This window comes from Propionivibrio sp. (assembly GCF_029255185.1).
In the GTDB taxonomy this organism is placed as follows: domain Bacteria; phylum Pseudomonadota; class Gammaproteobacteria; order Burkholderiales; family Rhodocyclaceae; genus Propionivibrio.
On the sequence record NZ_JAPUVO010000124.1, the window covers coordinates 68,409 to 90,530 of the forward strand.

Below are 22,122 nucleotides of genomic sequence, written 5' to 3' on the forward strand. Positions count from 1 at the left end.
GTTCGATAAGCGCTTACAAGGTTTTTAGATACTCCACCAGCGCATCTTTCTCGGTTGCTGACAATGTCGTGCCAAACTCATGCCCCTGGTTGCTGCCGCCCTTGCTGGCGGTATTTTGCTGGGTGCCGACCCGCTGGGCTTCCGAGGTGTCGGTGACGAAACCGACCCTGGTCTGGTCGAAGACGTCGTAACCGCGCCAGAAGACCCTGGGGCGTTTGGCCACAGGTTCGAGCAGGTCGCGCAGGGTCGGCACCGAGCCGTTATGCAGATAGGGCGCCTTGAGCCAGATGCCGTCGAGGAAGGCGGCGACATAACCCTTGAGATCCTCTTCCACCAGACCCTTGCGCTCCAGTCCCATGTCCTTGACTACCTTGTTGGCCTTGATCGCGGCGCTCTTGTTCCAGGAGTCGAGGCGTCCGCGGTCGGTGCCGACGTCGGCCAGGGGCAGTGGGGTGCCGGTCTTGTCACTGGCGTGGCAACTGGCGCAGTTGGCGTCGAACAGAGGTTTCCCGGCCGCCGCTTTGGCGGTGTCGATGGGGAAGGGATATTTTGGCGGCGGCAACTCGGATAGGTAGTCCTTCAGCCACTGTACCTGGCCGACGAAATCGGCCTTGTTGTGCGGAGCGGCGCCGAGCAGACCGAGAGCGGAATCCATGATCACCGAGTAGGGATCGTGGCTGTCACCGGCGTAGTTCATGCGGTGCCCCTTTTCCCAGACATATTTCTTCAGGTTCCACACGGAGGGCATGTCGGTGGGGCCGAAGGTGTCGTCCATCGGGGCCTTGATCATGAAGTATTTGGTAAGGTTCATGGCGTCGTCGCGACCACGACCCCAGTCGGGAAAGTCCTTGCGGTAGACCCAGGCAAACTGGGCTTCACGTTCGAGCAGGCGCTTTTTGGTGACGGGGATGATGATGAAGCGGTAGAGCAGCTTGTCAATGAGGTCGAGGTCGGCGACCCGATTGATTTCGGCCATCAGGATGTCGGCGTTGAAGCGTGGATCCTTGGCACAGTCGATGAGGTAGCGGAAAAAGCCTTCGACATTGGTGGTGTGCGCCGGGCCACCGACGACGAAGACCGGATTGGAATCGGCCGTCGCCCGGTAGCTGGTGGTGTGGCAGACGGCACAATTGTTTGCGACGCGGGCGAAACCGATGGTTTTTTTGGTGAAGCCTGCGGGCAGTTCCTGACCCTGCTCCCAGGGCACGCCGAGGGCGGCGTAGCCACCGGGTATCACCAGGCCATCCTGGGTCAGCTTTTCCGGAAAAATTCGCGGCAGGACGTAGAAGATCCAGTAGGGTACGCCGGCATCGTGTTCGGCGCCGATCGAGCCGTACTTGAAACGCATTTCCGGGGTGGCAGTGACCCAGTCGGGTTGCGGGTATTCGCGGAAACCCCGGTCGTAGCCGATCATCGCGCCGAGGATAGCAACGACCAGAAGAAACAGACCGATGGCCTTGAAGCAAGTCTTGCAAGAACAGGAGGTGGTCATGATGTCATCCCTTTTTAGAACGCCCTGTTAATGTTTGATCCGCCGTTGCTGGATTCCGGGCTCTGCACTTCCTTCGGTCGCTTTCGCCGGAATGACGGGGATGTTGTAGGACGTTATTGTCATTCCGGCGAAAGCCGGAATCCAGTAAGCTGCGCTGATGAAACAGCCCTGCGTGTATATCCTCGCCAGCCGCAGAAACGGTACGCTTTACACGGGCGTAACGTCTAACCTCATACAGCGCGTTTGGCAACACAAAAACAACCTTGTGGAGGGGTTTACAAAGAAATATGGTGTTCATAGCCTGGTCTGGTTCGAATCTCATGTGACGATCCAATCGGCAATTGAGCGCGAAAAGGCCATCAAGGAATGGCGCCGCGCCTGGAAACTTGAACTCATCGAGTTTGGCAATCCGCAGTGGCGCGATTTGTACGACGACATTGTTTGATCCGCCGTTGCTGGATTCCGGCTTGCGCCGGAATGACGGGGGTACGAGATCAACATGACTGGCGCATATCTCTTGTTTGTCATTCCGGCGAAAGCCGGAATCCAGTAGCTGCGCTGATAATGACGGGTTGTGCATATGCATCGCTCAGAATGTTTTGAGAAATTCGACCAGCGCTATTTTTTCGGCGACGGAAAGTTCGGTGCCGTAGGCCTTGCCCTCATGGCCGCTGTTGTCGTTGCCGGGTTTCGTGGTGTCGAGGCGGAAAAATTTCCTGCCGTTGACTTCAGGCATAGTAGAGACGAAGCCGACCATGATCGGGTCATAGACGTCGTTGCCACGAAAGAACGCCTTGGGCCGTTTGGCAGCCGGTTCAAGCAGGTCGCGCAGGTTGGGCACCGAACCGTTATGCAAGTAGGGGGCGCGCAGCCAGAGGCCGTCAAGCGGCATGTTGGCGTAACCGTGGGTTTTCTGGAAATGCGTGAAACGCCATGGGTAGCCTGCGTAGAGCGTGGCTTGGTTCACTGCCAGCGTGTAGCTGTAGGAATCCAGCCGGCGACGGTCGGTGCCGATTTTGGCAATGGGTACCACCTGGCCGACATATTCGCCGGAAAAATCGCTGCCCGAAGCGCCGTGGCAGGCGGCGCAGTACTGTTTGTAGATGGGCGCTCCCCTGGCTGCGAGTTTGGCGTCGATGGGGAAGAAGCCGCTGAACGCCGGCGGCGTGGCATCCATGATCCACTGCTCGACCCGGGCGATGCGTACGATGTCGATGGTCGGCGGCGTTGTTCCGGTGCCGAAGGCGGCGCTCTTGTTGCGTTCCTCAACGGTCGTGTTGTTGCCATCCCAGTGCAACTGCATTTCATGCGGCTCCTTGCGCTGACGCTGACGCCAGATTGAGGGGAAGTCGGCGGGGGCATCGAATTCCTTTGGGTCCAGGTGCGCCATCGGAAAGTTGAAGATGACCTTCGCCGAGTTGAAGGTATCGACCCGGCCCGGCCCCCAGTCCTGCTGCTTGAATACCCAGTTGAAGCGCCCGGCCAGCGCCAGCACCCGGTCGCGCATGATGGCGATGGCCACGGGGTAGACCAGGTAGCGGTCGAGCAGGTCGAGTTGCCCCCCCTGGCGCTGGATCTCGGGCAGGATGTATTCCTTGGAAAATTTGGGGTCAGCAGCGCAGCGGAAGAAGAACTCTTCAAACCCCATCATGTTGAAGGTCGCCGCAGGCATGCCCAGAACGATGGTCGGCGGCTGGTCGGCGACGGTGCGCACGGTACTGACATGGCATGCGGCGCAATTGACGAAGACGCGGTCGATACCCTGGAAACGGCGTTTGGAGGTGCCTACCGGTACGTCACGTTCGCTTCCGTCGTGGTTCTTTTCGTAGACCATGCCCAGCGACTGGTAGCCTTTGCCCGGCAGGTACTGCGGGCAGAGTTCGGGCATAGCCCGCCAGATCCAGTAGGGGAAGCCCATCTCGTGCTCACCGCCGGTCGAGCCGTACTTGAAGTGCTCGGCCGGGCTGGCGTAATCAACCGCCACATCGCCACCGAAGCGATTCAGTAACATCTGGCCGATGAAGGCTGGAATCCCGATGGTCACGATAAACAGGATCAGGAAGCGCCGCTTCCAGGGGTTCTTTTCGTGTTCGGCATCATCGCTCATGGTAGCTCCCACAGGGTGGTCGTTAGGGCGTTGGCAGGCAGGGGCGCAGGGCTTCATAGCCTCCGGCCAGCAGTTGGGCGAGCTTAGGCGTCTGCGCGTTTTCGGCGCGTAGCCACTCGCCAACCTGGGCAAGCAATGCGGCACGGGTCGGGCTGGCGCGCCAACTGGCGCTATCGCTGGCGAAGGCCGGCAGCAGGCTTTCCGGCGGCATGGGCGTTTTATCACGTTGTTCCGCAGTTAGGTCAGGCATGGACAGCCTGACGTAGAGCCGGGGCGCGCACTGGCGCAGTGCGGCTGCCACCTGTGTTCTGCTGCCGCTCAGGAAATTGGGCGGGAAGGTTTCCGCGCTCTGGTGGCAGGCCGCGCAGTAGGGGTAGAAACTTTGTACGCTGGCGTCCACCGGCGACATTGCCTGGCTTCCAGGTACCTCAAGCTGTGGCGGTGGAAGCCGGTCAGCCGCTCGGCAGCAACTTGTTACCTGCGTTGCGCCAAGCCGGGTAAAGAGCGCGGCAAAGAGCTGTTGGCGCGGGAATGGTTTCGGGCCGAAAAGCGCTGCGCCGTGTGGCCCGTCGACCAGGGCCGTCACGGCTTGCTCGACGGCGGAGAATTCCTGGCGCATGTCGACAGTCACGCTACCTTCGCTTGGCTTGCCTGGTGAAACCCGGAAGCCGATGCGCGTTAGCGGATTGCCGTCAGCGCCGCGTGGACTGTGCAGAGGAAGCAGGGCGAAGCGTTCGCCCTGGCCGGGGGAGGTGGCAGTAAATGTTACACCGTTGAGTGAGTCCTTCCCCGGCAGGGTCAGGCGCTCCAGCCGACCGCTTGAAAACTTGCCGCGTGCCATCTCCAGGGTGGCGGTCAGTTGCGGACCGGTCTGCCCAATGGCCGGCTGGCAGCGCACCGACCAGCGCGAAGCGCCCGGCTCGAAGCGACAGGGGGCACGGTGCCGGACGTTACGTGCCGGTCGCGCAGAAAGAATGGCTTCGATGCGCAGGCGGTCAGTGGCGGCGACGAATTCGGACAAGCCGCCGACTAGTTGATCCATCGCGTTGGCCGCGTCAGTTTGCCAAACCGCTTGCGCAGGACGCGGGGCTAGCACTTCGAAACGGGCCGGGACGTGAGCGTAGGCTGCCCGTCGAGGCGAGTCATCGGGCCAGGCGGCGAGTCCATACAGGGGATCGCGGTTGGGGATGTCCGCCGGGGCGATGATGAGGCCGCCAGGCCAGCGTCGAACGGATTCGGCGCGCAAGGGAGCGGCGACCTGATTGTCGAAATCCGCGTCGGGCGTTGCTCTGCGGCCATCGGAGAGGGCATGGCGCAGGGCGGCGGTAAACAGGCCGGCACGGCAGCGCAGGGCGGGCCGGTCGGCGCCGCCGCAGCCCTCTTGCCACAGGCGCTGGGTGAGGGCCAAGCCGTTGGCGCGCTTGATTGAAATGTCGATAGCATAGGGTACATCAACGCCCCGCTGCGGCGGGATACCGTAGAAGCGCTTGCCGCTGGCGGCGAGCAGCGCGGCAATCTGCGGGTTGGCATTGGTTTCGTCCCACAGGGCGCGGGAGAAGATGGGAGCACCGTTCTGGTGGCATGCGAAACAGAGCGTGCGGTTGGCGTAGACCACCTGCGGTTTGCCGCCAGCCCGGTAGTCCTGGACCAACTGGAACTCAAAGCGGCCTGCAGCTTCGTTGTAGCTGATGACTTCCAATACGGCGGATTTCTCCTGATAGCCGATGAAGAGGCGGTCCTTCAACAGCAGGGACGAAGCTGGGGTGGGCGGTGAGTCGACCGCCACCACGACGCGCGGAAAAGCGAAGTAATCCGGGGCGGCAGCGTTGCGTTGCAGCGAACGGCCGAGGGGGATAAGGACCCGCTTGGCGGGCGGCAGCAAACTGGCTGGATCGCGTGCAAGCTGGGCGTCGAGGCGGGCGAGGAGGGCGGCGAAAGGGAAGGGCAGATCGAAGCTTGCACGGCCATTGCGCGACACGGCAAAAAGCTGGTCGAAGAGCGAGCTGCCGGCAGGGGGGAGATTGTCGCCGGGAATGGCCGGGTCGATAACCCAGCTCGCTACCGCGTGAAGGGGATCAGCCGCTGCCCACATCACCGCTCCCGGCCCGCAGATCAGGCCAAGCAGGCCGATCAGGACGGTAGTGCGCAAGCTCATGCCGGGCTCCCATCGCCAGCCCACGGCTCACGGCTTGGCGATGACGGTGGCGGCGACAGTACGCGCCTGGGTGCCTGGCCAGCAGTCTTCCTGAACCTTCCCGGTCTTGATGAAATCATCCCGCGACTTCTCGTCGCTGGCCTTGTCGTAGAGCGTGAAGTTGAGGGCGAAACCACGGTCGAGGTAGGCTCGGCCCAGGTAGAGTCCGGGCCGGATCATGCGGATCTCGTCGCGCACCTTGAGGCCGCGGCGACCGGCCAGATAGTCCGGGTTTTCTTGGTAGCCGGGGATTTCGTCGGTGAAAAAATAGTCGATGATGATCGATTCGCGGCGTGCGTCGAGCAGGCTCTGGCCGCAATAGAGCTTGGCCGGAAAGAGCAGCCAAGTTTCCTTGCCGCCGTAGTTCATTTTCTTCGGTTCGCCTTCGACCAGCCCAGCCTTTTTTAACAGCGACAGGTCGTCGATGCGGTTGCGCAATACCCGTTCTTCGCGGAAAAAAACCTTGCCACGCCACAACACCTCACCGATGTTCTCGATGAGCAGTCCCTTGAGATGCAGTGCCGTGCCGGTATAGCCGCCGACGATTTCGGACAGGCGGAACTTGCCGCTGCTGCCCCGGGGCAGAAGGATGCGGCCATCAAAGGCGCCGTCGGGGATGGGGCCGGCGGTGAGGCGGGCGTAGAGCTGGTCGAGTTGCTCCTGATCCAGCATGGCCAGGTAGTCGGGGGTGATTTTCGCCAGTTCGGTCGTAGCAATGGGGTATTTGTAATCGACCTGGGCGAGGTCCGGTTTCGACTGGTAGCTCTTGTCGTAGGGGGCAAAGGCGATATTGGGCGGCTCCGGCTTGCTACAGGCGGCCAGGGCGGCGGCCAGGGTGATCAGGCCGGTGCGCAGGATAAGGGTGTTCATGAGATTCTCCTTGCCTTAGAGGGTAGCGAGGAAGGCGGTGAGTGCCTTCTTGTCGGCTTCGGAAAGGTCTTCACCGAAGCGATGGCCCTCGTTTTCGATCTCCTGGGTACAGGTCTCGTAGTTGGTACTGAGAAAATCGCGCTTCTCTTGCAAAATCTCCGCAAAGCGTGCGGGTTGCTTGAGGATGTCGTCGGCCATGGCCTGCAGGGTTGGCATGAGCTCCTTCTTGCCGGACGCTTCAATTTTGGCCGGGTCGCGCTTGGCGAGGAAGAGGTCGCCGATCAGTTGCTTGTGCTGTAGCCCGTTGAGGAAACCGGCGCTGCTGCCAGCCGGAATCTTGACCTGACCGAAGCCGAGCACGGGTTTTTCAGTCTTGCCGTCGAGGGGGCGGATGCCGACGTCGATGAGCAGATCAGTGTTGGTCAGGGTGCGCTTGCTGCCACGTTCCTTTGGGTGCAGCAGCTCGAACATCGAGCGCTTGTAAAGCTCGAAGCGGCCATCGACGCTCGGATCGTAGCGCAGACAATCCGGCTGGCTGGCGAGCAGCTTGCCGTTCTGATCGACATAGCGGGCGCGGTGGAAGTCGTTGTCCTTGTTCGCCGGTTTGCCGCAGAGCTCCGGGCCAACAGCATTATTGTGCATGAAGGGTGCGGTGGCCCAGACGTTGACCAGCGAGATGTTGCGCATATAGCCGCGACCGCCGTTCTTGAGCTCGTTGCGTTCCGGGATATCGGCGACGATCGGTCGCAGGCGCATGGTGTCGGAGTTGTATTCCATGTACAGATGGCCGGCCAGATGGTTGGAGTGCAGCGCCCGACAGCGGAAAGTGCCGACTTCGGTGACTGGCGTCGATTGATCGTTGCCGAGGAGGTCGGCGCGTACCTTGCGCGGATGCGCATCGTTGGGCGCGGCGTAATCGCGGTTCCGGAAAGCGCCGCCCTCGCTTTCCGGAATGCTCGAATGGCAGCGTGCGCAATTGTCGGCAAAGACCGTCTGGCCGCGACCTACGGCACCCTTGCCGAATTCCTTTTCGAGGTCGGCGGTGAGGTCGGCCCGCGCATAGGTAACAGTTGGATTGTTCGCTTTCATGGCTTTGGCGCGGGCCGCGTGCAAATTGGTTTCGTCAGACTCGGCAGAGGCGAAGAAATCAAGAATGTTTTGCAGGCGATCCTCGACCGCGCGGAAATTCGGACAGTCGCGCCGGCACTGGCCAATGCCAAACGGCGTCTGGCCGAAACCCCGCTGCTCCGGATCGGCCTGGCGCATGTCGGAGAAGTGATTGACCCAGCACTGCTCGGAGCATGAGCCGATATTGAAATAGACCCGCTGGATGGCTTCCAGAGCGCCGATGGAATCTTCGCCGCCCTTGAGGATGTGATGGACGCCGGGCAGCACGACCTTCTGGCCGCCCAGGTTCACCGCTGTGGTGTCGTCCTCGCGCGTACTCTTCTGCCAGCATTTGTTGTTGCGCCCAGGTTCGCACCAGCACTTGTCCTCGTCCTGCTCGGTGCCACAGTTGTCCGCCTTGCGCCACTTGCTGATCATCTCATTCTTGAAGACGGGGCGCTGGGCGACGTTGATCAGGGCATTGATAGTGCCCGGGTTGTTGATCTGGTCATGCGAAATGGCCGAGGTATCCGTCACTCCCGGGCGGGCGTGAGCGAACATCTGGTATTCCAGGCTGCTCTTGGGCATGCCGGAGCCGAGCAGTTCGGACATGCGGGTGTACTGGTTGCCGATCAGCCCCTTGATGTTCTCCCATTTTGGATGCGCCGGGTCGGCGGGCGGATTCAAGGGGTCGAAGGCGATGTGGCAGGAGCCGCAGGTGGTGCCGATGAGGAAGGGCGGCTCGACCGAGGCATCGGCCAGCTTGCTTACCCGCTGGTCGGATTCGATGCCGGTGGCGGCAGCCTTGGTGGTGGCGAAACCGGACCAACTGGCAAGGTCGCCGTTCAGTTTTTTCCACTTGGCCGCATCAAAACGCGGGTTGGGGAACTTGCGCAGACCGAGGGCGCCGGTCGAAGTGCCGAACTTGAGGTCACAGGCCGAATGGCGCTGATCCAGCTTGCCGCCCTGGCTGTGTGGATCGTCAGTGTCGAGTGCGGCGTCCTTGAGGCCGCAGGCCGGGTCGACATAGCCGGGCTTGCCGACGTACTTGAGTAGCACGTCATCACCGGGGCACCAGTCAAAGCCGTAGGTTTCTGCGGCCGACTTGGCCGGGCAGTCAGGATCGCCGGGCTTGCAGCAGGATGGGTCGTTGATGATGCCCCAGGCCCAGAAGCGGTCGTCTCTCTGGTCGGCGCGTAGAACGCGGAACCAGTCCACCAGGACGCCAATGCGCTGCTGGAAGGTATAGGTATGAAAACGGTCGTTGCCGGCGGTGGCCTTGAACCAGATCAGCCGTCCGACACATTCGGATTCGCTCAAGCCCTCTCGGGCGCAAGCCTCGTGGTAAGGAAGATCCTGATCGACAACGGAGATTTCCGGGAGCGCATTCCCCGACGCCGCAGCGCCCGCCGGGGCCTCGCCGGCGAGAGCAATGCCGTCACTTTGAGACTGGATCTGAACTGATGTTATGCCAACGGCAACCACCAAAAAGGCCGCAAAAGCAGCCAGCAGAGTACGTTTCATAAGAGCTCCCCCGATCGACGCTTACGCTTCCCGGCTCGCCGAGATTTAGTTCCCTCGGATCAGGGACATTCACACCCAGTGGAAGTTCAAACGAACGATTGTGCATCCTGACGATCGGAAACGCTTTCGACAGTTCGCTGATCGTAGCTCTTTCGGCCCTTTCAGTTTTTCGGCTACAATTCGGCTTTCCCGCTGCAGATAAATTCATGACTAAATTCGTTTTCGTTACCGGCGGTGTGGTGTCCTCACTTGGCAAGGGCATTGCTGCCGCCTCTCTGGGCGCGATCCTCGAATCCCGAGGCATCAAAATTACCCACCTCAAGTTAGACCCCTACATCAACGTTGATCCTGGAACGATGAGTCCATTCCAGCACGGCGAGGTTTTTGTCACCGAAGACGGCGCCGAAACCGATCTTGATCTGGGGCATTATGAGCGCTTTACCAGCGCCAAGATGGGCAAGCGCAACAACTTTACCACTGGTCAGATATACGAGACGGTGATCAAGCGGGAAAGGCGCGGCGAGTATCTCGGCAAGACCGTGCAGGTCATCCCGCATATCACTGACGAGATCAAGACGCACATCAGGCGCGGTGCCGAAGGCGCCGATGTGGCGATTGTCGAAGTCGGCGGTACGGTTGGTGACATTGAGTCCTTGCCCTTTCTTGAAGCCATTCGTCAGATGGGGCTGCAGGAAGGGCGTAGCAACGCTTGCTACATGCATCTGACGCTGGTGCCTTATATCCCGACTGCGGGCGAACTCAAGACCAAGCCGACGCAGCATTCAGTCAAGGAGTTGCGCGAAATCGGCATCCAGCCCGACATTCTGCTCTGTCGCGCTGACCGCCATATTCCTGAAGACGAGAAGGCGAAAATCGCTCTTTTTTGCAACGTCCAGCGTGAGGCGGTGATCGAGGCGCTCGATTCCGATTCGATCTACAAGATTCCCGGCATGCTGCACGACCAGATGCTCGATGAGATCGTTTGCCACAAACTCAACATTCTGGCCAGGGCCGCTGACCTCACGGTGTGGAAAAATCTTGTTTATGCACTTGAGCATCCCGAACACACCGTCAATGTTGCCTTTGTCGGCAAGTATGTCGACCTCACCGAGTCGTATAAATCACTGACCGAGGCGTTGATTCACGCCGGAATATACACGCGCAGCAAGGTCAAGATTCACTACATCGACTCTGAAGAAATCGAGACCCAGGGCTGCGACTTGCTCAAGGGTATGGATGCTATTCTGGTGCCGGGTGGTTTTGGCCGGCGCGGCACCGAGGGCAAGATTGCAGCGATTCGTCATGCGCGCGAGAACAAGGTGCCGTATTTGGGGATCTGTCTGGGCATGCAGCTTGCCGTTGTTGAATACGCTCGCGATGTAGCGGGCATGGCCGGTGCGCACAGCACCGAGTTCGAGAAGGCATCACCGTTCCCGGTCATTGCTTTGATTACCGAGTGGCAGGATGTTTCGGGCAAGCTCGAAAAGCGCGACGAGAACTCTGATCTAGGCGGCACCATGCGCCTTGGCGGGCAGTTGTGCACTCTTGGTGAAGGCACTCTGGCGCGTGAGATTTATGGTAAGGCCGAGATCGTTGAACGTCATCGTCATCGTTACGAGGTCAATAGCACTCTGCTCGGTACGCTTGAAGCCAGCGGTTTGATTGTCGCCGGGCGTGCTCCGGGGACCAATTTGTGCGAGATGGTTGAGTTGCCGAAAGACGGGCCGCATGCGCATCCGTGGTTTGTCGGTTGTCAGTTTCATCCCGAATTTACCTCGTCGCCGCGCAACGGACATCCGCTGTTTACGTCATTTGTCCGCGCGGCCATAGCCTACAAGGCCAAAGCATGAGGTTGTGCGGCTTTGAGGTGGGGCTGGACAAGCCCTTGTTTCTGATCGCTGGCCCATGCACGGCAGAGTCGCTTGAGCTTTGTGTCGATATTGCCGGCCAACTGAAGGACGTCTGCGACCGTCTTGCTCTGCCTTATATCTTCAAGGCTTCCTATGACAAGGCCAATCGCAGTTCCGGCAGGTCGGCGCGTGGTCCGGGCGTCGATGCTGGCCTGCAAATTCTTTCGGAAGTCCGACGCCAGATTGGTGTGCCGGTGCTAACTGATGTTCACGCCGAGGACGATATCGCTGTCGTTGCCTCAGTTGTTGACGTGTTGCAAACGCCAGCCTTTCTCTGCCGGCAAACTGATTTCATCCACGCCGTGGCGGCTTGCGGCAAACCGGTGAATATCAAAAAGGGGCAATTTCTGGCGCCCAGTGACATGAAAAATGTCGTTGCCAAGGCCAGGGAGGCCAATGCCGGCGCCGATACCCTCATGGTTTGTGAACGTGGCGCCTCATTCGGCTACAACAACCTTGTTTCCGATATGCGCAGTTTGGCCATCATGCGTGAGACGGCGTGTCCGGTGGTCTTTGACGCGACTCATTCGGTGCAGTTGCCGGGTGGGCAGGGCACGGTTTCCGGTGGTCAGCGCGAGTTTGTTCCAGTGCTGGCGCGTGCAGCAGTTGCTGTCGGCATTTCTGGGCTGTTCATGGAAACCCATCCGTGCCCTGAAAAGGCGCTTTCCGATGGCCCCAACAGTTGGCCGCTGCAGCGCATGGCGAGTCTGCTGACGACCCTGGTTGCGCTTGATCGTGCGGTCAAGGCCGGTGGCTTCGAGGAGCTCAAGCAATGAGTGCGTATCTTCTGCGCGAACCCGGAACGTCCCGTCGTCGAGTCGTCGACTGTGACTCGGTCAGGTACAGGATAAATTTGTTCTAACCATCCACCGTTATTCCGGCGCAAGCGACCGTAGGAAGTGCAGAGCCCGGGATCCAGATTCGTCCATCTGATCAAGGTGTTAAAAGACCTGTTTGATAAACGAACTGGATTCCGGGTCAAGCCCGGAATGACAGCAAATCGATGGGTTGGACGGTAGAACAAATTTACCCTGTTTGGACAAGGGCTGAAACTGGAATTCCTGCACATCCAATGGTACAATTGACGGGTTTTGCTGACACGTGTCGGTGAAGCACGACTGTTCAATGCGTGCCATGGTGGCGCGCGGGGCGTCCCGGCAACGGTTCGTCGATTACGCACATTTGCCTGTTCAAGGGTGTCCGTCATTTAATTCAAGGCGGGCGTAGGTGGGCGAATGGTGGTTTAACCCTGAAATGAAAGAGAAAATTATGTCTGCAACGATGCGTCAAATGCTTGAGGCCGGTGTGCACTTCGGCCACCAAACTCGCTTCTGGAACCCCAAGATGGCTCAGTACATCTTCGGTGCGCGCAGTAAGATCCACATTGTTAACCTTGAAAAAACGCTTGCCAAGTACAACGAAGCCATGGCTTTCGTGCGCAAACTGTCGTCCAACAAGGGCACCATCCTGTTTGTCAGCACCAAGCGTCAGGCGCGTGAAATCATTGCCGAAGAAGCTCAGCGTTGCGGTTCGTCCTATGTTGATCAGCGCTGGCTGGGCGGCATGCTAACCAACTTCAAGACCATCAAGCAGTCGACCAAGCGTCTCAAGGACATGGAAGCCATGACCGAAGATGGTTCACTGGAAAAGCTTGGCAAGAAGGAAGCGCTGATGGCTCAGCGCGAACTGGCCAAGTTGCAGAAGTCCATCGGCGGCATCAAGGAGATGAATACTTTGCCCGACGCCTTGTTTGTCATCGATGTCGGTTACCACAAAATCGCCATTACCGAAGCCAACAAGCTGGGCATCCCGGTGATTGCCGTGGTCGATACCAATCACTCACCGGAAGGTATTGACTACGTCATTCCGGGTAATGATGACTCGTCAAGCGCGATTCGTTTGTACGCGCGCGGCGTGGCTGATTCGATTCTCGAGGGCCGCAGTCAATTCGTTGAGGAAATTGTCGCTGTTGCGGCTTCAGGTGACGAATTTTTCGAAGAAACCGCGCAGTAATTCCCGGGCTTTGTCGTTTGCTCGCAGAAATAGGAAGGGCGAACGAGAAATTTTTGTTTGAGCTGTTTTGAATGAGGTGCGGCCGGTCATTCCGGCCGTGTCCGCAATTGGAGAGAAATATGGCGGCTATTACCGCAAGCATGGTGGCAGAACTTCGCGCAAAAACTGACGCGCCGATGATGGAATGCAAGAAGGCCCTGACCGAGGCCGAGGGTAACCTGGTCAAGGCTGAAGAGCTTTTGCGTGTGAAGCTTGGTAACAAGGCGACCAAGGCCGCCAACCGTGTTACTGCCGAAGGCGTGGTGGGAATCAGCATTGCAGCCGATGGCAAGCAAGGCGCTATCATCGAGATCAACTGCGAGACTGATTTCGTTGCCAAGAACGATGAGTTTTTGCAACTGATCAAGGGCTGTTCCGAACTGGTGGTCAGCAGGAACCCGGCTGACCTTGCTGCGCTGTCGGCGCTGCCGATGGGTGACGGGACTGTTGAGTCGACGCGTAGCGCTCTGGTGGGAAAAATTGGCGAAAACATGTCGGTGCGCCGTTTCGTTCGTACGCAAGCCAAGGGGCGGCTGGTGTCTTACATTCACGGTGGCGCCAGAATCGGCGTGCTGCTTGATCTGGTCGGCGGTGATGACCAATTGGGCAAGGATCTGGCCATGCACATTGCTGCGTCAAAGCCCAAATCGCTCGATGCGTCGGGTGTTCCCAGCGAATTGCTCGACACCGAGCGACGCATTGCCATCGAAAAGGCACGTGCCGACAACAAACCGGAAGCCATGCTCGAAAAAATCGCTGAAGGTACCGTACAGAAGTACCTAAAAGAAGTGACTCTGCTGGCTCAGGTGTTCGTCAAGGCCGAAGATGGCAAACAGACGGTGGAGCAATTGCTCAAGGCCAAGGGGGCTTCGATTGCCGGCTTTACCTTGTACGTCGTCGGAGAAGGCATGGAGAAGCGTGCCAACGATTTCGCCGCCGAAGTTGCTGCCCAGGCAGCCGCTGCACAGAAATAAACCAAAGGGTTCTGACTGCCATGACTGAAGCTACTGCCCCTATATTCAAACGTATCCTGCTCAAACTTTCGGGTGAGGCGTTGATGGGGGCTGATGCTTACGGCATTAACCGTCAGACGATTTCCGAAATTGTCGGCGAGGTCAAGAGCGTTGTCGATTTGGGTGTGCAGGTTGGCGTGGTCATCGGTGGCGGGAATATTTTTCGCGGAGTTGCCCCCGCCGCGACCGGCATGGATCGCGCCCAGGCCGACTACATGGGCATGTTGGCTACGGTGATGAACGGTCTGGCTTTGCAGGATGCGATGCGCGTCGCCGGTCTGGTTGCCCGCGTCCAGTCGGCGTTGAATATCGAACAGGTCGTTGAACCCTATATTCGGGGCCGAGCTATCCGTTATCTTGAGCAAGGCAGGACAGTCATTTTCGCCGGTGGCACCGGCAATCCATTTTTTACAACCGATACGGCAGCGGCTTTGCGCGGTGCTGAAATTGGTGCTGAGATTGTACTCAAGGCGACCAAGGTCGATGGTATTTACTCGGCCGATCCGAAAAAGGATCCTCTGGCTACGCGCTACGATCAGATCAGCTTCAATGAGGCAATTTCAAAAAACTTAAAAGTGATGGATTCGACCGCCTTTGCCTTGTGCCGCGACCAGAAGCTGCCAATCAACGTCTTCTCGATTTTCAAGCGGGGTGCGCTAAAGCGGGTTGTGCTTGGTCAGAGCGAAGGCACGCTGGTTTATTGCTGAGGGAGATTGAGATGTCGATTGCTGATGTGAAAAGCACCACCGAACACAAGATGCAGAAGTCGCTTGAGGCGCTCAGGATTGATCTGGCCAAGGTTCGTACTGGACGAGCCCATATCGGACTCCTGGATCATGTCCAGGTCGAATATTATGGCTCGATGGTGCCGGTAAATACCATTGCCAATATCACCCTGATTGATTCACGTACACTTGGCGTTCAAGCTTGGGAAAAGGGCATGGCCCCCAAGGTCGAGAAAGCCATTCGTGATTGCGATCTTGGCCTGAACCCGGCATCGCAGGGCGAACTGATACGTGTCCCGATGCCTGCATTGACCGAAGAGCGGCGTCGTGATCTGATCAAGGTCGTCAAGCACGAATGTGAAAACGCACGCATTGCCATGCGTAACCTGCGTCGTGATGCCAATGCAACACTCAAGGACCTGCTCAAGAACAAGGGCTGTTCGGAGGATGATGAGCGGCGGGCACAGGACGATATCCAGAAACTCACTGACAAACACGTCGCTGAAGTCGACAAGCAGTTCACGCAAAAAGAAATCGAGTTGATGGCCGTTTGAATACTGCCCAAAGGATACGCCAGATGGCGATCTTCACCAGTTCTACTCGGGATATTCCGGTTGCTGCCAAGGTGCCGCGGCATGTTGCCATGATTATGGATGGCAACGGGCGCTGGGCCAGGAAACGTTATCTGCCGCGCTTTGCCGGGCATCGCCGTGGTGTCGAGACGGTACGCGATACGGTCAAGTATTGTCTCGAACTGGGCATCGAGTATCTGACGCTCTTTGCGTTCAGTTCTGAAAACTGGCGCCGACCCGAAGAAGAAGTGACACTACTCATGCAGCTCTTCATGCGCGCCTTGCAGCAGGAAGTTTCCAAACTGGATAGCAATGGCGTTCGCCTGAAAATAGTTGGCGATCTGTCGCGTTTTGATTCGACTTTGCAGTCGCTGATTCTCGCCTCGGAACAGCAAACGGCCGGCAACAGTAAATTGACTCTGACCATCGCTGCCAACTACGGTGGACGCTGGGATATCCTGCAAGCGGCCAATCGCATGGCGCTGGCTTATCCAGACCGGCAGGGCGCGTGGAGCGAGGCCGACCTGACGCCGTATCTAGCGATGAATTACGCACCTGAGCCTGATCTGTTCATTCGCACCGGCGGCGAAGAGCGGATCAGCAACTTTCTGCTGTGGCAACTGGCCTATGCGGAACTGTACTTCACCGACACCCTTTGGCCAGAGTTTGACTCGGCTGCTTTCGCCGCAGCCATCAGCTCGTATCAGCAGCGTGAACGTCGTTTTGGGCGGACCAGCGAACAACTGGTCGACAAGCCAAACCCCGCCGTGCGCTCTGAGCTTTTGCCTGAAACCACGGTTTCGGCCTGTGCGACGGGTGTGAATATCAATGCTTAAAACGCGGATCATTACCGCGCTTGTCATGTTATCCGCCTTCTTTTTGGCGATTTTTTATCTTTCACCGCTCGCTTGGGTTCTGTTCGCCACCCTGATAGCCACTGTGGCTGCTTGGGAGTGGGGTGCGCTGATGGCCCTTGGCAGTGCGTCTCGCCTTGGCTTGGGCGTGGCGCTGGTCTTCATTTGCCTTGGCGTGGCGGTGCTTGAACCGGCTGCGCTGGGCCTAGACGCTGGCTTTGCCGAGGTGGCCTGGCGCTTGGGGCGCTGGTTTTACCTGCCGGCGGCGGCCTTCTGGTTGCTCGGTGTCCCGTTGTGGATGCGGCGTCGCTGGCCGCTGCCGCAGTCGGCTCCTGGGCTGGCGATTGGCTTGTTGTTGATCCTGCCGGCCTGGCTGGCGCTGGTGCAACTGAGGCAAGCCGGTGCGCTGACCCTGATCGCCATCATGACCGTCGTCTGGGTAGCTGACATCGCCGCCTATTTTTTCGGCCGTACTCTGGGTCGGCATAAACTGGCGTCCAGCATCAGCCCGGGCAAGACTTGGGAAGGTGCGCTGGGCGGTGGCTTGGCCGTTATCGCCTATGGCTTTTCACTCGCGCCAAAACTGCCGGCTGTCCTGGCTGACAATTTCGCTTTATTGTTTCTGGTCCTGGTTATGCTGACGGCGATTGGTATCATTGGCGACCTGTTCGAGTCCTTGCTCAAGCGCCAGGCGGGTCTGAAAGACAGTAGCAACGTTCTCCCCGGGCATGGTGGCGTGCTCGACCGCATTGACAGCCTGACTTCGACCCTACCACTGGTTGCCCTCGTCTGGCTGATCACCTTATGACGATGCAAAAGCTCACGATTCTCGGGTCAACCGGTTCCATTGGTGTCAATGCGCTGGACGTCATTCGACGTCATCCACGACGTTATCAGGTGATCGCACTTTGCGCACATCATCAGATTGACCGCTTGTTTGATCAATGTCTTGAGTTTCAGCCGCGTTATGCCGTAGTGCGAGACGCTCAACTGGCTGCCAAGTTACGTTGCCGCCTGGCAGAGGTTGCTTGTCCAACCCAGGTTGAGCATGGGCCTGAAGCACTGGTGCGGATGGCCAAGCTGCCTGAAATTGATTCGGTAATGGCCGCTATTGTCGGTGCTGCTGGCCTGCAACCCACGCTGGCGGCTGCCGTTGCCGGAAAAAAAATTCTTTTGGCAAACAAGGAAGCGCTAGTCATGGCGGGGCCGGTCTTCATGCGTGCTGTCCGGGAAAACGGCGCGACTTTGCTGCCAATTGATAGCGAACATAATGCTATATTTCAATCACTTCCGTTCGATTATTCAGGTGATTTATTAAAGTCTGGCGTGTGCAATTTATTGCTTACTGCCTCCGGAGGGCCTTTCCTGAAAACCCCGGTCAGTGACCTTGAGCGAGTCACCCCCGAACAAGCCTGTGCCCATCCCAACTGGGTCATGGGGCGAAAAATATCGGTTGATTCGGCGACCATGATGAACAAAGGGCTCGAGGTGATCGAGGCACACTGGCTATTCAAGGTTCCGGCCGAACAGATTCAGGTAGTGATTCACCCGCAAAGTGTCATCCACTCGCTGGTGCAGTACGTGGACGGCTCAGTCATTGCTGAACTCGGCAATCCGGATATGCGCACGCCAATTGCTCACGCTCTGGCGTATCCGGAGCGGATCGCCGCCGGCGTTCTGCCGCTCGATTTGTTCGAGATCGCTTCGTTGAATTTTGAACGGCCGGACTTTGAGCGTTTTCCCTGTCTGGCCCTGGCTTACCGGGCGCTGCGTGAGGGTCACAGTGCACCGGCGACTTTAAATGCCGCCAACGAAATCGCAGTTCAGGCTTTTCTCGATGGGAAGATCAAATTCACAGAGATTCCGAAAATAATTTCCGCTGTCATGAATCAGTCGCCCATATCGGTCCTGGCGACGCTCGCAGATGTACTCGCCGCTGACCGTGCGGCGCGCCGGCTTGCCGAACAACACATTTCAGAATGAGTAACTTTATTTACTACCTGGCCGCCTTTGCCCTGATTCTTGGCATCCTGATTGTCGTTCACGAGTATGGGCACTACATCGTGGCGCGTCGGGTCGGCGTCAAGGTTCTGCGTTTCTCGGTGGGCTTTGGCCGGGCAGTCTGGTCAAAACGGATTGGCCGTGATGGTACGGAATGGGCCATCGCACTGTTTCCTCTGGGTGGTTACGTCAAGATGCTCGATGAACGTGAAGGCGACGTCGCCCCCGAAGAATTGCATCGCAGCTTCAACCGACAGAGTGTGTGGCGCCGCATGGCGATCGTTGTTGCCGGGCCGCTGGCCAATTTGTTGCTGGCGGTAGTCGTTTACTGGGGGCTTTTCTGGCATGGCACGGAAGAGCTAAAACCCATTCTGGGTACGCCGGCCATTGCCAGTCCTGCCGCTGCGGCAGGTTTCGAGAACGGCGAGCGGGTGCTCAAAGTCGGTGGCGAACTGGTTCAAACCTGGCAGGAGATGCGCTGGGTACTGCTGCGGCGGGCTGTTGATCAGGATTTGATCGAATTCGAGGTGATCAATCAAGGCAATGAAATTGCTGTCCGCCAACTCAATGTGTCGGTTGCCAGAGAAGATGGCTGGGAGGGTGATGCGCTGGAGAAACTGGGAATTGGCTTTTTCCGCCCCAGGATTTCACCGGTAGTTGGAAAAATCAGCCCGGACAGTGCCGCTGCTGCTGCCGGTCTCTATCCCGGCGATGAAATTCTTCTGATCAACAAGAAGCCAGTGGGCACATGGTCGGATGTCGTGCGCAGTGTGCGCAGTTCGCCCGGAAAAGCGCTGGATTTTGAAGTTCAACGCAAGCTTGAGCGTTACCTCATCGTCATAACGCCGGCTGTGATCGAGGAAAATGGACGTCAAATTGGTCGCATCGGAGCAACCGTCAGGGATAGCGGATACTCGAGAAGCGATCTGATGATCACGGTTCGTTACGGACCGCTGTCTGCGTTTGGCAAGGCTCTCGACGAGACCTGGGAGAAATCGGTATTCAGTCTGGTGATGATTGGAAAAATGATTACTGGCGAAGTGTCGTGGCGCAATATCAGTGGACCGGTCACCATCGCCGACTACGCCGGTCAATCGGCAAAGCTTGGAATTGGCTACTACCTGAAGTTTCTGGCACTCGTCAGCATCAGTCTCGCCGTCCTGAATTTGCTGCCCATCCCGATTCTGGATGGCGGGCATTTGCTGTATTATGTCCTCGAAATCATAAAGCGCGGGCCGCTTTCAGAGCGCAGCATGGAAATTGGCCAGCAAATCGGCCTGGCGCTGATGCTGATGCTGATGGCGTTTGCATTCTACAATGACATTAATCGATTGATTTCCGGCTGACCTTATGAAGAAAACTCTGCTGGCGGGTGTGATTGCCGCGCTTTTTGTTTCTGGCGCATCCGCCTTTGAACCGTTCACTGTCAAGGACATTCGTGTCGACGGTATTCAGCGTACCGAAGCCGGTACGGTATTTAGTTATCTTCCAGTCAAAGTCGGCGACACCATGACCGACGACAAGGCAGCGCAAGCAATCAAGGCTTTGTTTGCTACCGGTTTTTTCAAGGATGTACGCATTGAGATTGATGGCGGCGTGGTCATTGTGTTGCTGGAAGAGCGACCGGCCATCGCTCAGATTGACTTTGTCGGACTCAAGGAATTCGATAAGGAGCAACTGACGAAAGGACTGAAGGAAGCCGGATTCGCTGTCTCACGCTCCTTTGATCGCAGCATGCTGGAACGTGCCGAACAGGAACTGAAGCGCCAGTATCTTACGCGCGGCAAATACGGGGTTGCGATCACGACTACGGTGACGCCGCTGGAGCGCAACCGCGTGTCGATCAACTTCAATATCGACGAGGGCGACGCCTCCAAGATCAAGCAGATTAACATTGTCGGCGCTCAAGCATTCAGGGAAAAGGATTTGCAGTCACTTTTCCAGTTGCAGACACCCAACTGGATCAGCTGGTACACGAAAAACGACCAGTACTCAAAACAGAAGCTTGCCGCCGACCTTGAGGCTTTGCGCTCCTATTATCTGAATCGCGGTTATCTTGAATTTAACGTGGAATCAACCCAGGTCTCAATCAGCCCTGACAAGAAGGACATCTACATTACGGTCAGCGTTTCCGAGGGGGAGCGCTACGTCGTATCCTCGGTCAAGCTGGCTGGCGAACTGATTCTGCCGGAAGATGAGTTCAGGAAAGCCATGAAGGTCAAGCCAGGTGATGTGTTCTCTCGGGAAAATTTGAACGAAAGCACGAAAGCTATCAGCGACAAGCTCTCGGCGAAAGGCTACGCCTTTGCCAATGTCAATGCGGCGCCCGAACTGGACAAGGAGAAACGGCAGGTCGCGTTCACCGTATTCGTCGATCCGGGCAAGCGGGCCTATGTTCGTCGCATCAACGTCACGGGCAACACCAAGACACGTGACGAAGTGATCAGGCAGGAAGTTCGCCAGATGGAAGGCGCTTGGTATGACGATGAGCGGGTGAAGCTCTCAAAAGAGCGCATCGACAAGACCAACTATTTTGGCGAAGTCAATGTTGAAACTCCCCCGGTTCCCGGCACCACGGATCAGGTCGATGTCAATTTTAATGTGACGGAGAAGTCGACCGGCAATATCTCCTTGGGCGCTGGTTATTCGCAGTCCGAAAAGCTGATCTTGTCAGGTTCCATATCGCAGTCCAACATTTTCGGCAGTGGAAAATTCGTCTCATTGCAGCTTAACACGGGCAAGATCAACCGTGCGATCGGTGTCAGCTACACCAATCCCTACTTTACTGTCGATGGCATCAGCCAGGGCTTTGACGTCTATCACAGGAAATCCAATCCGGAATCGCTCGGCTACGTTTATAAGACGATGTCAACGGGTGGGGGTGTCCGTTTCGGAATCCCGATTGGCGAAAAACAGTCACTCAGTTTTGGTACGGCGATTGACCTGACAAAGGTCGAGATTGATCGATCAAATCCATACACACCGCTTCAATACATGAATTTTAGTGACGAGTTCTGTGCAAGCCAGAACTCGTGCAGCAATATATCCATCCCTATGACGATCGGTTGGGCGAGCGACACAAAGGACAGCGCGATCAATCCAACACGTGGCACGTTCCAGCGTGCCGGTTTTGAACTCAGCCCTGGCGTCGATCTTAAGTATTACAAAGCCAGCTATCAGCTTCAGAGATTCTTCCCGGTAAGCCGAACCATGGTGCTTATGCTTAATGGTGAGCTCGGTTTTGGCAAGGGCATTGGCGGCCAGGAACTGCCCTTCTACAAGAATTTTTATGCTGGTGGTGTGGGCTCCGTGCGCGGTTACGACACGGCAAGTCTGGGGCCTTACGAGACCAATGCGAGCGGCAGCATAGTACGCTTGGGGGGAACGCGGCGTGTGGTATTCAATGCGGAATTGACGATGCCAGTTCCGGGCTTTGGTGCAGATAAGTCGCTTCGCTTCGGCCCCTTTTTCGATGCCGGCCAGGTTTATTCCGATTCAACCAGCGGCTCAGCTGCGGTTGACGGTGGGCCAATGCGCATGTCAGCAGGCTTGGCAGCGACTTGGATCTCGCCCTTTGGCCCCCTTAAATTCAGCTTGGCCCAGGCACTCAACAGCCAGGATAGTGATAAACTTCAACGGTTCCAGTTCCAGATGGGACAAACCTTTTAATCTAGGAGAAATAGCTTGAACACGAAAATTGC

Annotated in this window: 17 protein-coding genes; 12 read left to right on the plus strand and 5 right to left on the minus strand. The window is 57.7% G+C overall.

All coding sequences use genetic code 11. From position 1 onward, the window contains the following. Positions 1-13: 13 nt before the first annotated feature. Complete coding sequence (locus Q1J43_RS12145) at positions 14-1,492, minus strand: c-type cytochrome (RefSeq protein ID WP_301102757.1); 1,479 nt, start codon at positions 1,490-1,492, stop codon at positions 14-16. Between the two features lie 172 nt (positions 1,493-1,664). Here Q1J43_RS12145 and Q1J43_RS12150 point away from each other — a divergent pair, with 172 nt between their 5' ends. Further along, positions 1,665-1,937 (plus strand): GIY-YIG nuclease family protein, encoded by a 273-nt coding sequence (locus Q1J43_RS12150; protein ID WP_301102758.1) that lies wholly within the window; start codon positions 1,665-1,667, stop codon positions 1,935-1,937. Between the two features lie 144 nt (positions 1,938-2,081). Here the strand turns inward: Q1J43_RS12150 and Q1J43_RS12155 are convergent, their stop codons facing one another. The 4 genes from Q1J43_RS12155 to Q1J43_RS12170 are packed head-to-tail and all read right to left on the minus strand — an operon-like array spanning position 2,082 to position 9,294. Beyond that, positions 2,082-3,599 carry a c-type cytochrome gene (locus tag Q1J43_RS12155; RefSeq protein WP_301102759.1) on the minus strand — a complete coding sequence of 506 codons (1,518 nt, stop codon included), beginning with the start codon at positions 3,597-3,599 and terminating at the stop codon, positions 2,082-2,084. A gap of 22 nt (positions 3,600-3,621) precedes the next feature. After that, positions 3,622-5,754 (minus strand): hypothetical protein, encoded by a 2,133-nt coding sequence (locus tag Q1J43_RS12160; protein ID WP_301102760.1) that lies wholly within the window; start codon positions 5,752-5,754, stop codon positions 3,622-3,624. A 27-nt stretch (positions 5,755-5,781) separates the two neighbouring features. Beyond that, positions 5,782-6,663, minus strand: coding sequence for a hypothetical protein (locus Q1J43_RS12165; protein ID WP_301102761.1), 882 nt, complete (start codon positions 6,661-6,663; stop codon positions 5,782-5,784). Between the two features lie 15 nt (positions 6,664-6,678). Beyond that, positions 6,679-9,294 (minus strand): cytochrome c, encoded by a 2,616-nt coding sequence (locus tag Q1J43_RS12170; RefSeq protein WP_301102762.1) that lies wholly within the window; start codon positions 9,292-9,294, stop codon positions 6,679-6,681. Positions 9,295-9,500: 206 nt separating this feature from the next. On the opposite strand from Q1J43_RS12170, the gene Q1J43_RS12175 reads away from it, so the two are divergent. The 11 genes from Q1J43_RS12175 to bamA all read left to right on the plus strand — a co-directional run bounded on the left by Q1J43_RS12175 (position 9,501) and on the right by bamA (position 22,090). Continuing rightward, positions 9,501-11,144, plus strand: coding sequence for a CTP synthase (locus Q1J43_RS12175; RefSeq protein WP_301102763.1), 1,644 nt, complete (start codon positions 9,501-9,503; stop codon positions 11,142-11,144). After that, positions 11,141-11,980 carry a 3-deoxy-8-phosphooctulonate synthase gene (kdsA, locus tag Q1J43_RS12180; protein ID WP_301102764.1) on the plus strand — a complete coding sequence of 280 codons (840 nt, stop codon included), beginning with the start codon at positions 11,141-11,143 and terminating at the stop codon, positions 11,978-11,980. Before Q1J43_RS12175 ends, kdsA begins: the two co-directional genes overlap by 4 nt. A 493-nt stretch (positions 11,981-12,473) precedes the next feature. Next, a complete protein-coding gene (gene rpsB / locus Q1J43_RS12185; RefSeq protein WP_366141897.1) occupies positions 12,474-13,217 on the plus strand; it encodes a 30S ribosomal protein S2 in 744 nt (247 codons plus the stop codon). A gap of 119 nt (positions 13,218-13,336) precedes the next feature. Then, positions 13,337-14,230, plus strand: a complete 894-nt coding sequence (gene tsf, locus Q1J43_RS12190; RefSeq protein WP_301102765.1) for a translation elongation factor Ts — start codon at positions 13,337-13,339, stop codon at positions 14,228-14,230. A 20-nt stretch (positions 14,231-14,250) separates the two neighbouring features. After that, positions 14,251-14,976, plus strand: coding sequence for a UMP kinase (gene pyrH, locus Q1J43_RS12195; RefSeq protein ID WP_301102766.1), 726 nt, complete (start codon positions 14,251-14,253; stop codon positions 14,974-14,976). 11 nt (positions 14,977-14,987) lie between these two features. Next, positions 14,988-15,548: a ribosome recycling factor gene (gene frr / locus Q1J43_RS12200; RefSeq protein WP_301102767.1), complete on the plus strand. Its 561-nt coding sequence runs from the start codon at positions 14,988-14,990 to the stop codon at positions 15,546-15,548. A 23-nt stretch (positions 15,549-15,571) separates the two neighbouring features. After that, on the plus strand, positions 15,572-16,402 hold the full coding sequence (gene uppS, locus Q1J43_RS12205; protein ID WP_301102768.1) for a polyprenyl diphosphate synthase: 831 nt from the start codon (positions 15,572-15,574) through the stop codon (positions 16,400-16,402). Further along, complete coding sequence (locus Q1J43_RS12210; protein ID WP_301102769.1) at positions 16,395-17,228, plus strand: phosphatidate cytidylyltransferase; 834 nt, start codon at positions 16,395-16,397, stop codon at positions 17,226-17,228. The genes uppS and Q1J43_RS12210 overlap by 8 nt, the downstream gene beginning before the upstream one ends. Continuing rightward, the gene (ispC, locus tag Q1J43_RS12215; RefSeq protein WP_366141898.1) at positions 17,225-18,403 is read left to right on the plus strand and encodes a 1-deoxy-D-xylulose-5-phosphate reductoisomerase; all 1,179 of its coding nucleotides are present in this window, start codon (positions 17,225-17,227) and stop codon (positions 18,401-18,403) included. The genes Q1J43_RS12210 and ispC overlap by 4 nt, the downstream gene beginning before the upstream one ends. After that, a complete protein-coding gene (rseP, locus tag Q1J43_RS12220; protein WP_301102770.1) occupies positions 18,400-19,767 on the plus strand; it encodes an RIP metalloprotease RseP in 1,368 nt (455 codons plus the stop codon). Before ispC ends, rseP begins: the two co-directional genes overlap by 4 nt. A 4-nt stretch (positions 19,768-19,771) precedes the next feature. Then, a complete protein-coding gene (gene bamA, locus Q1J43_RS12225) occupies positions 19,772-22,090 on the plus strand; it encodes an outer membrane protein assembly factor BamA (protein ID WP_301102771.1) in 2,319 nt (772 codons plus the stop codon). Positions 22,091-22,122: the final 32 nt, after the last annotated feature.

Coding starts and splice junctions, on each gene's coding strand:
- Q1J43_RS12145 (WP_301102757.1), bottom strand. CDS start 1,492: ATGACCACCTCCTGTTCTTGCAAGACTTGCTTCAAGGCCATCGGTCTG.
- Q1J43_RS12155 (WP_301102759.1), bottom strand. CDS start 3,599: ATGAGCGATGATGCCGAACACGAAAAGAACCCCTGGAAGCGGCGCTTC.
- Q1J43_RS12160 (WP_301102760.1), bottom strand. CDS start 5,754: ATGAGCTTGCGCACTACCGTCCTGATCGGCCTGCTTGGCCTGATCTGC.
- Q1J43_RS12165 (WP_301102761.1), bottom strand. CDS start 6,663: ATGAACACCCTTATCCTGCGCACCGGCCTGATCACCCTGGCCGCCGCC.
- Q1J43_RS12170 (WP_301102762.1), bottom strand. CDS start 9,294: ATGAAACGTACTCTGCTGGCTGCTTTTGCGGCCTTTTTGGTGGTTGCC.
- Q1J43_RS12175 (WP_301102763.1), top strand. CDS start 9,501: ATGACTAAATTCGTTTTCGTTACCGGCGGTGTGGTGTCCTCACTTGGC.
- kdsA (WP_301102764.1), top strand. CDS start 11,141: ATGAGGTTGTGCGGCTTTGAGGTGGGGCTGGACAAGCCCTTGTTTCTG.
- rpsB (WP_366141897.1), top strand. CDS start 12,474: ATGTCTGCAACGATGCGTCAAATGCTTGAGGCCGGTGTGCACTTCGGC.
- tsf (WP_301102765.1), top strand. CDS start 13,337: ATGGCGGCTATTACCGCAAGCATGGTGGCAGAACTTCGCGCAAAAACT.
- pyrH (WP_301102766.1), top strand. CDS start 14,251: ATGACTGAAGCTACTGCCCCTATATTCAAACGTATCCTGCTCAAACTT.
- frr (WP_301102767.1), top strand. CDS start 14,988: ATGTCGATTGCTGATGTGAAAAGCACCACCGAACACAAGATGCAGAAG.
- uppS (WP_301102768.1), top strand. CDS start 15,572: ATGGCGATCTTCACCAGTTCTACTCGGGATATTCCGGTTGCTGCCAAG.
- Q1J43_RS12210 (WP_301102769.1), top strand. CDS start 16,395: ATGCTTAAAACGCGGATCATTACCGCGCTTGTCATGTTATCCGCCTTC.
- ispC (WP_366141898.1), top strand. CDS start 17,225: ATGACGATGCAAAAGCTCACGATTCTCGGGTCAACCGGTTCCATTGGT.
- rseP (WP_301102770.1), top strand. CDS start 18,400: ATGAGTAACTTTATTTACTACCTGGCCGCCTTTGCCCTGATTCTTGGC.
- bamA (WP_301102771.1), top strand. CDS start 19,772: ATGAAGAAAACTCTGCTGGCGGGTGTGATTGCCGCGCTTTTTGTTTCT.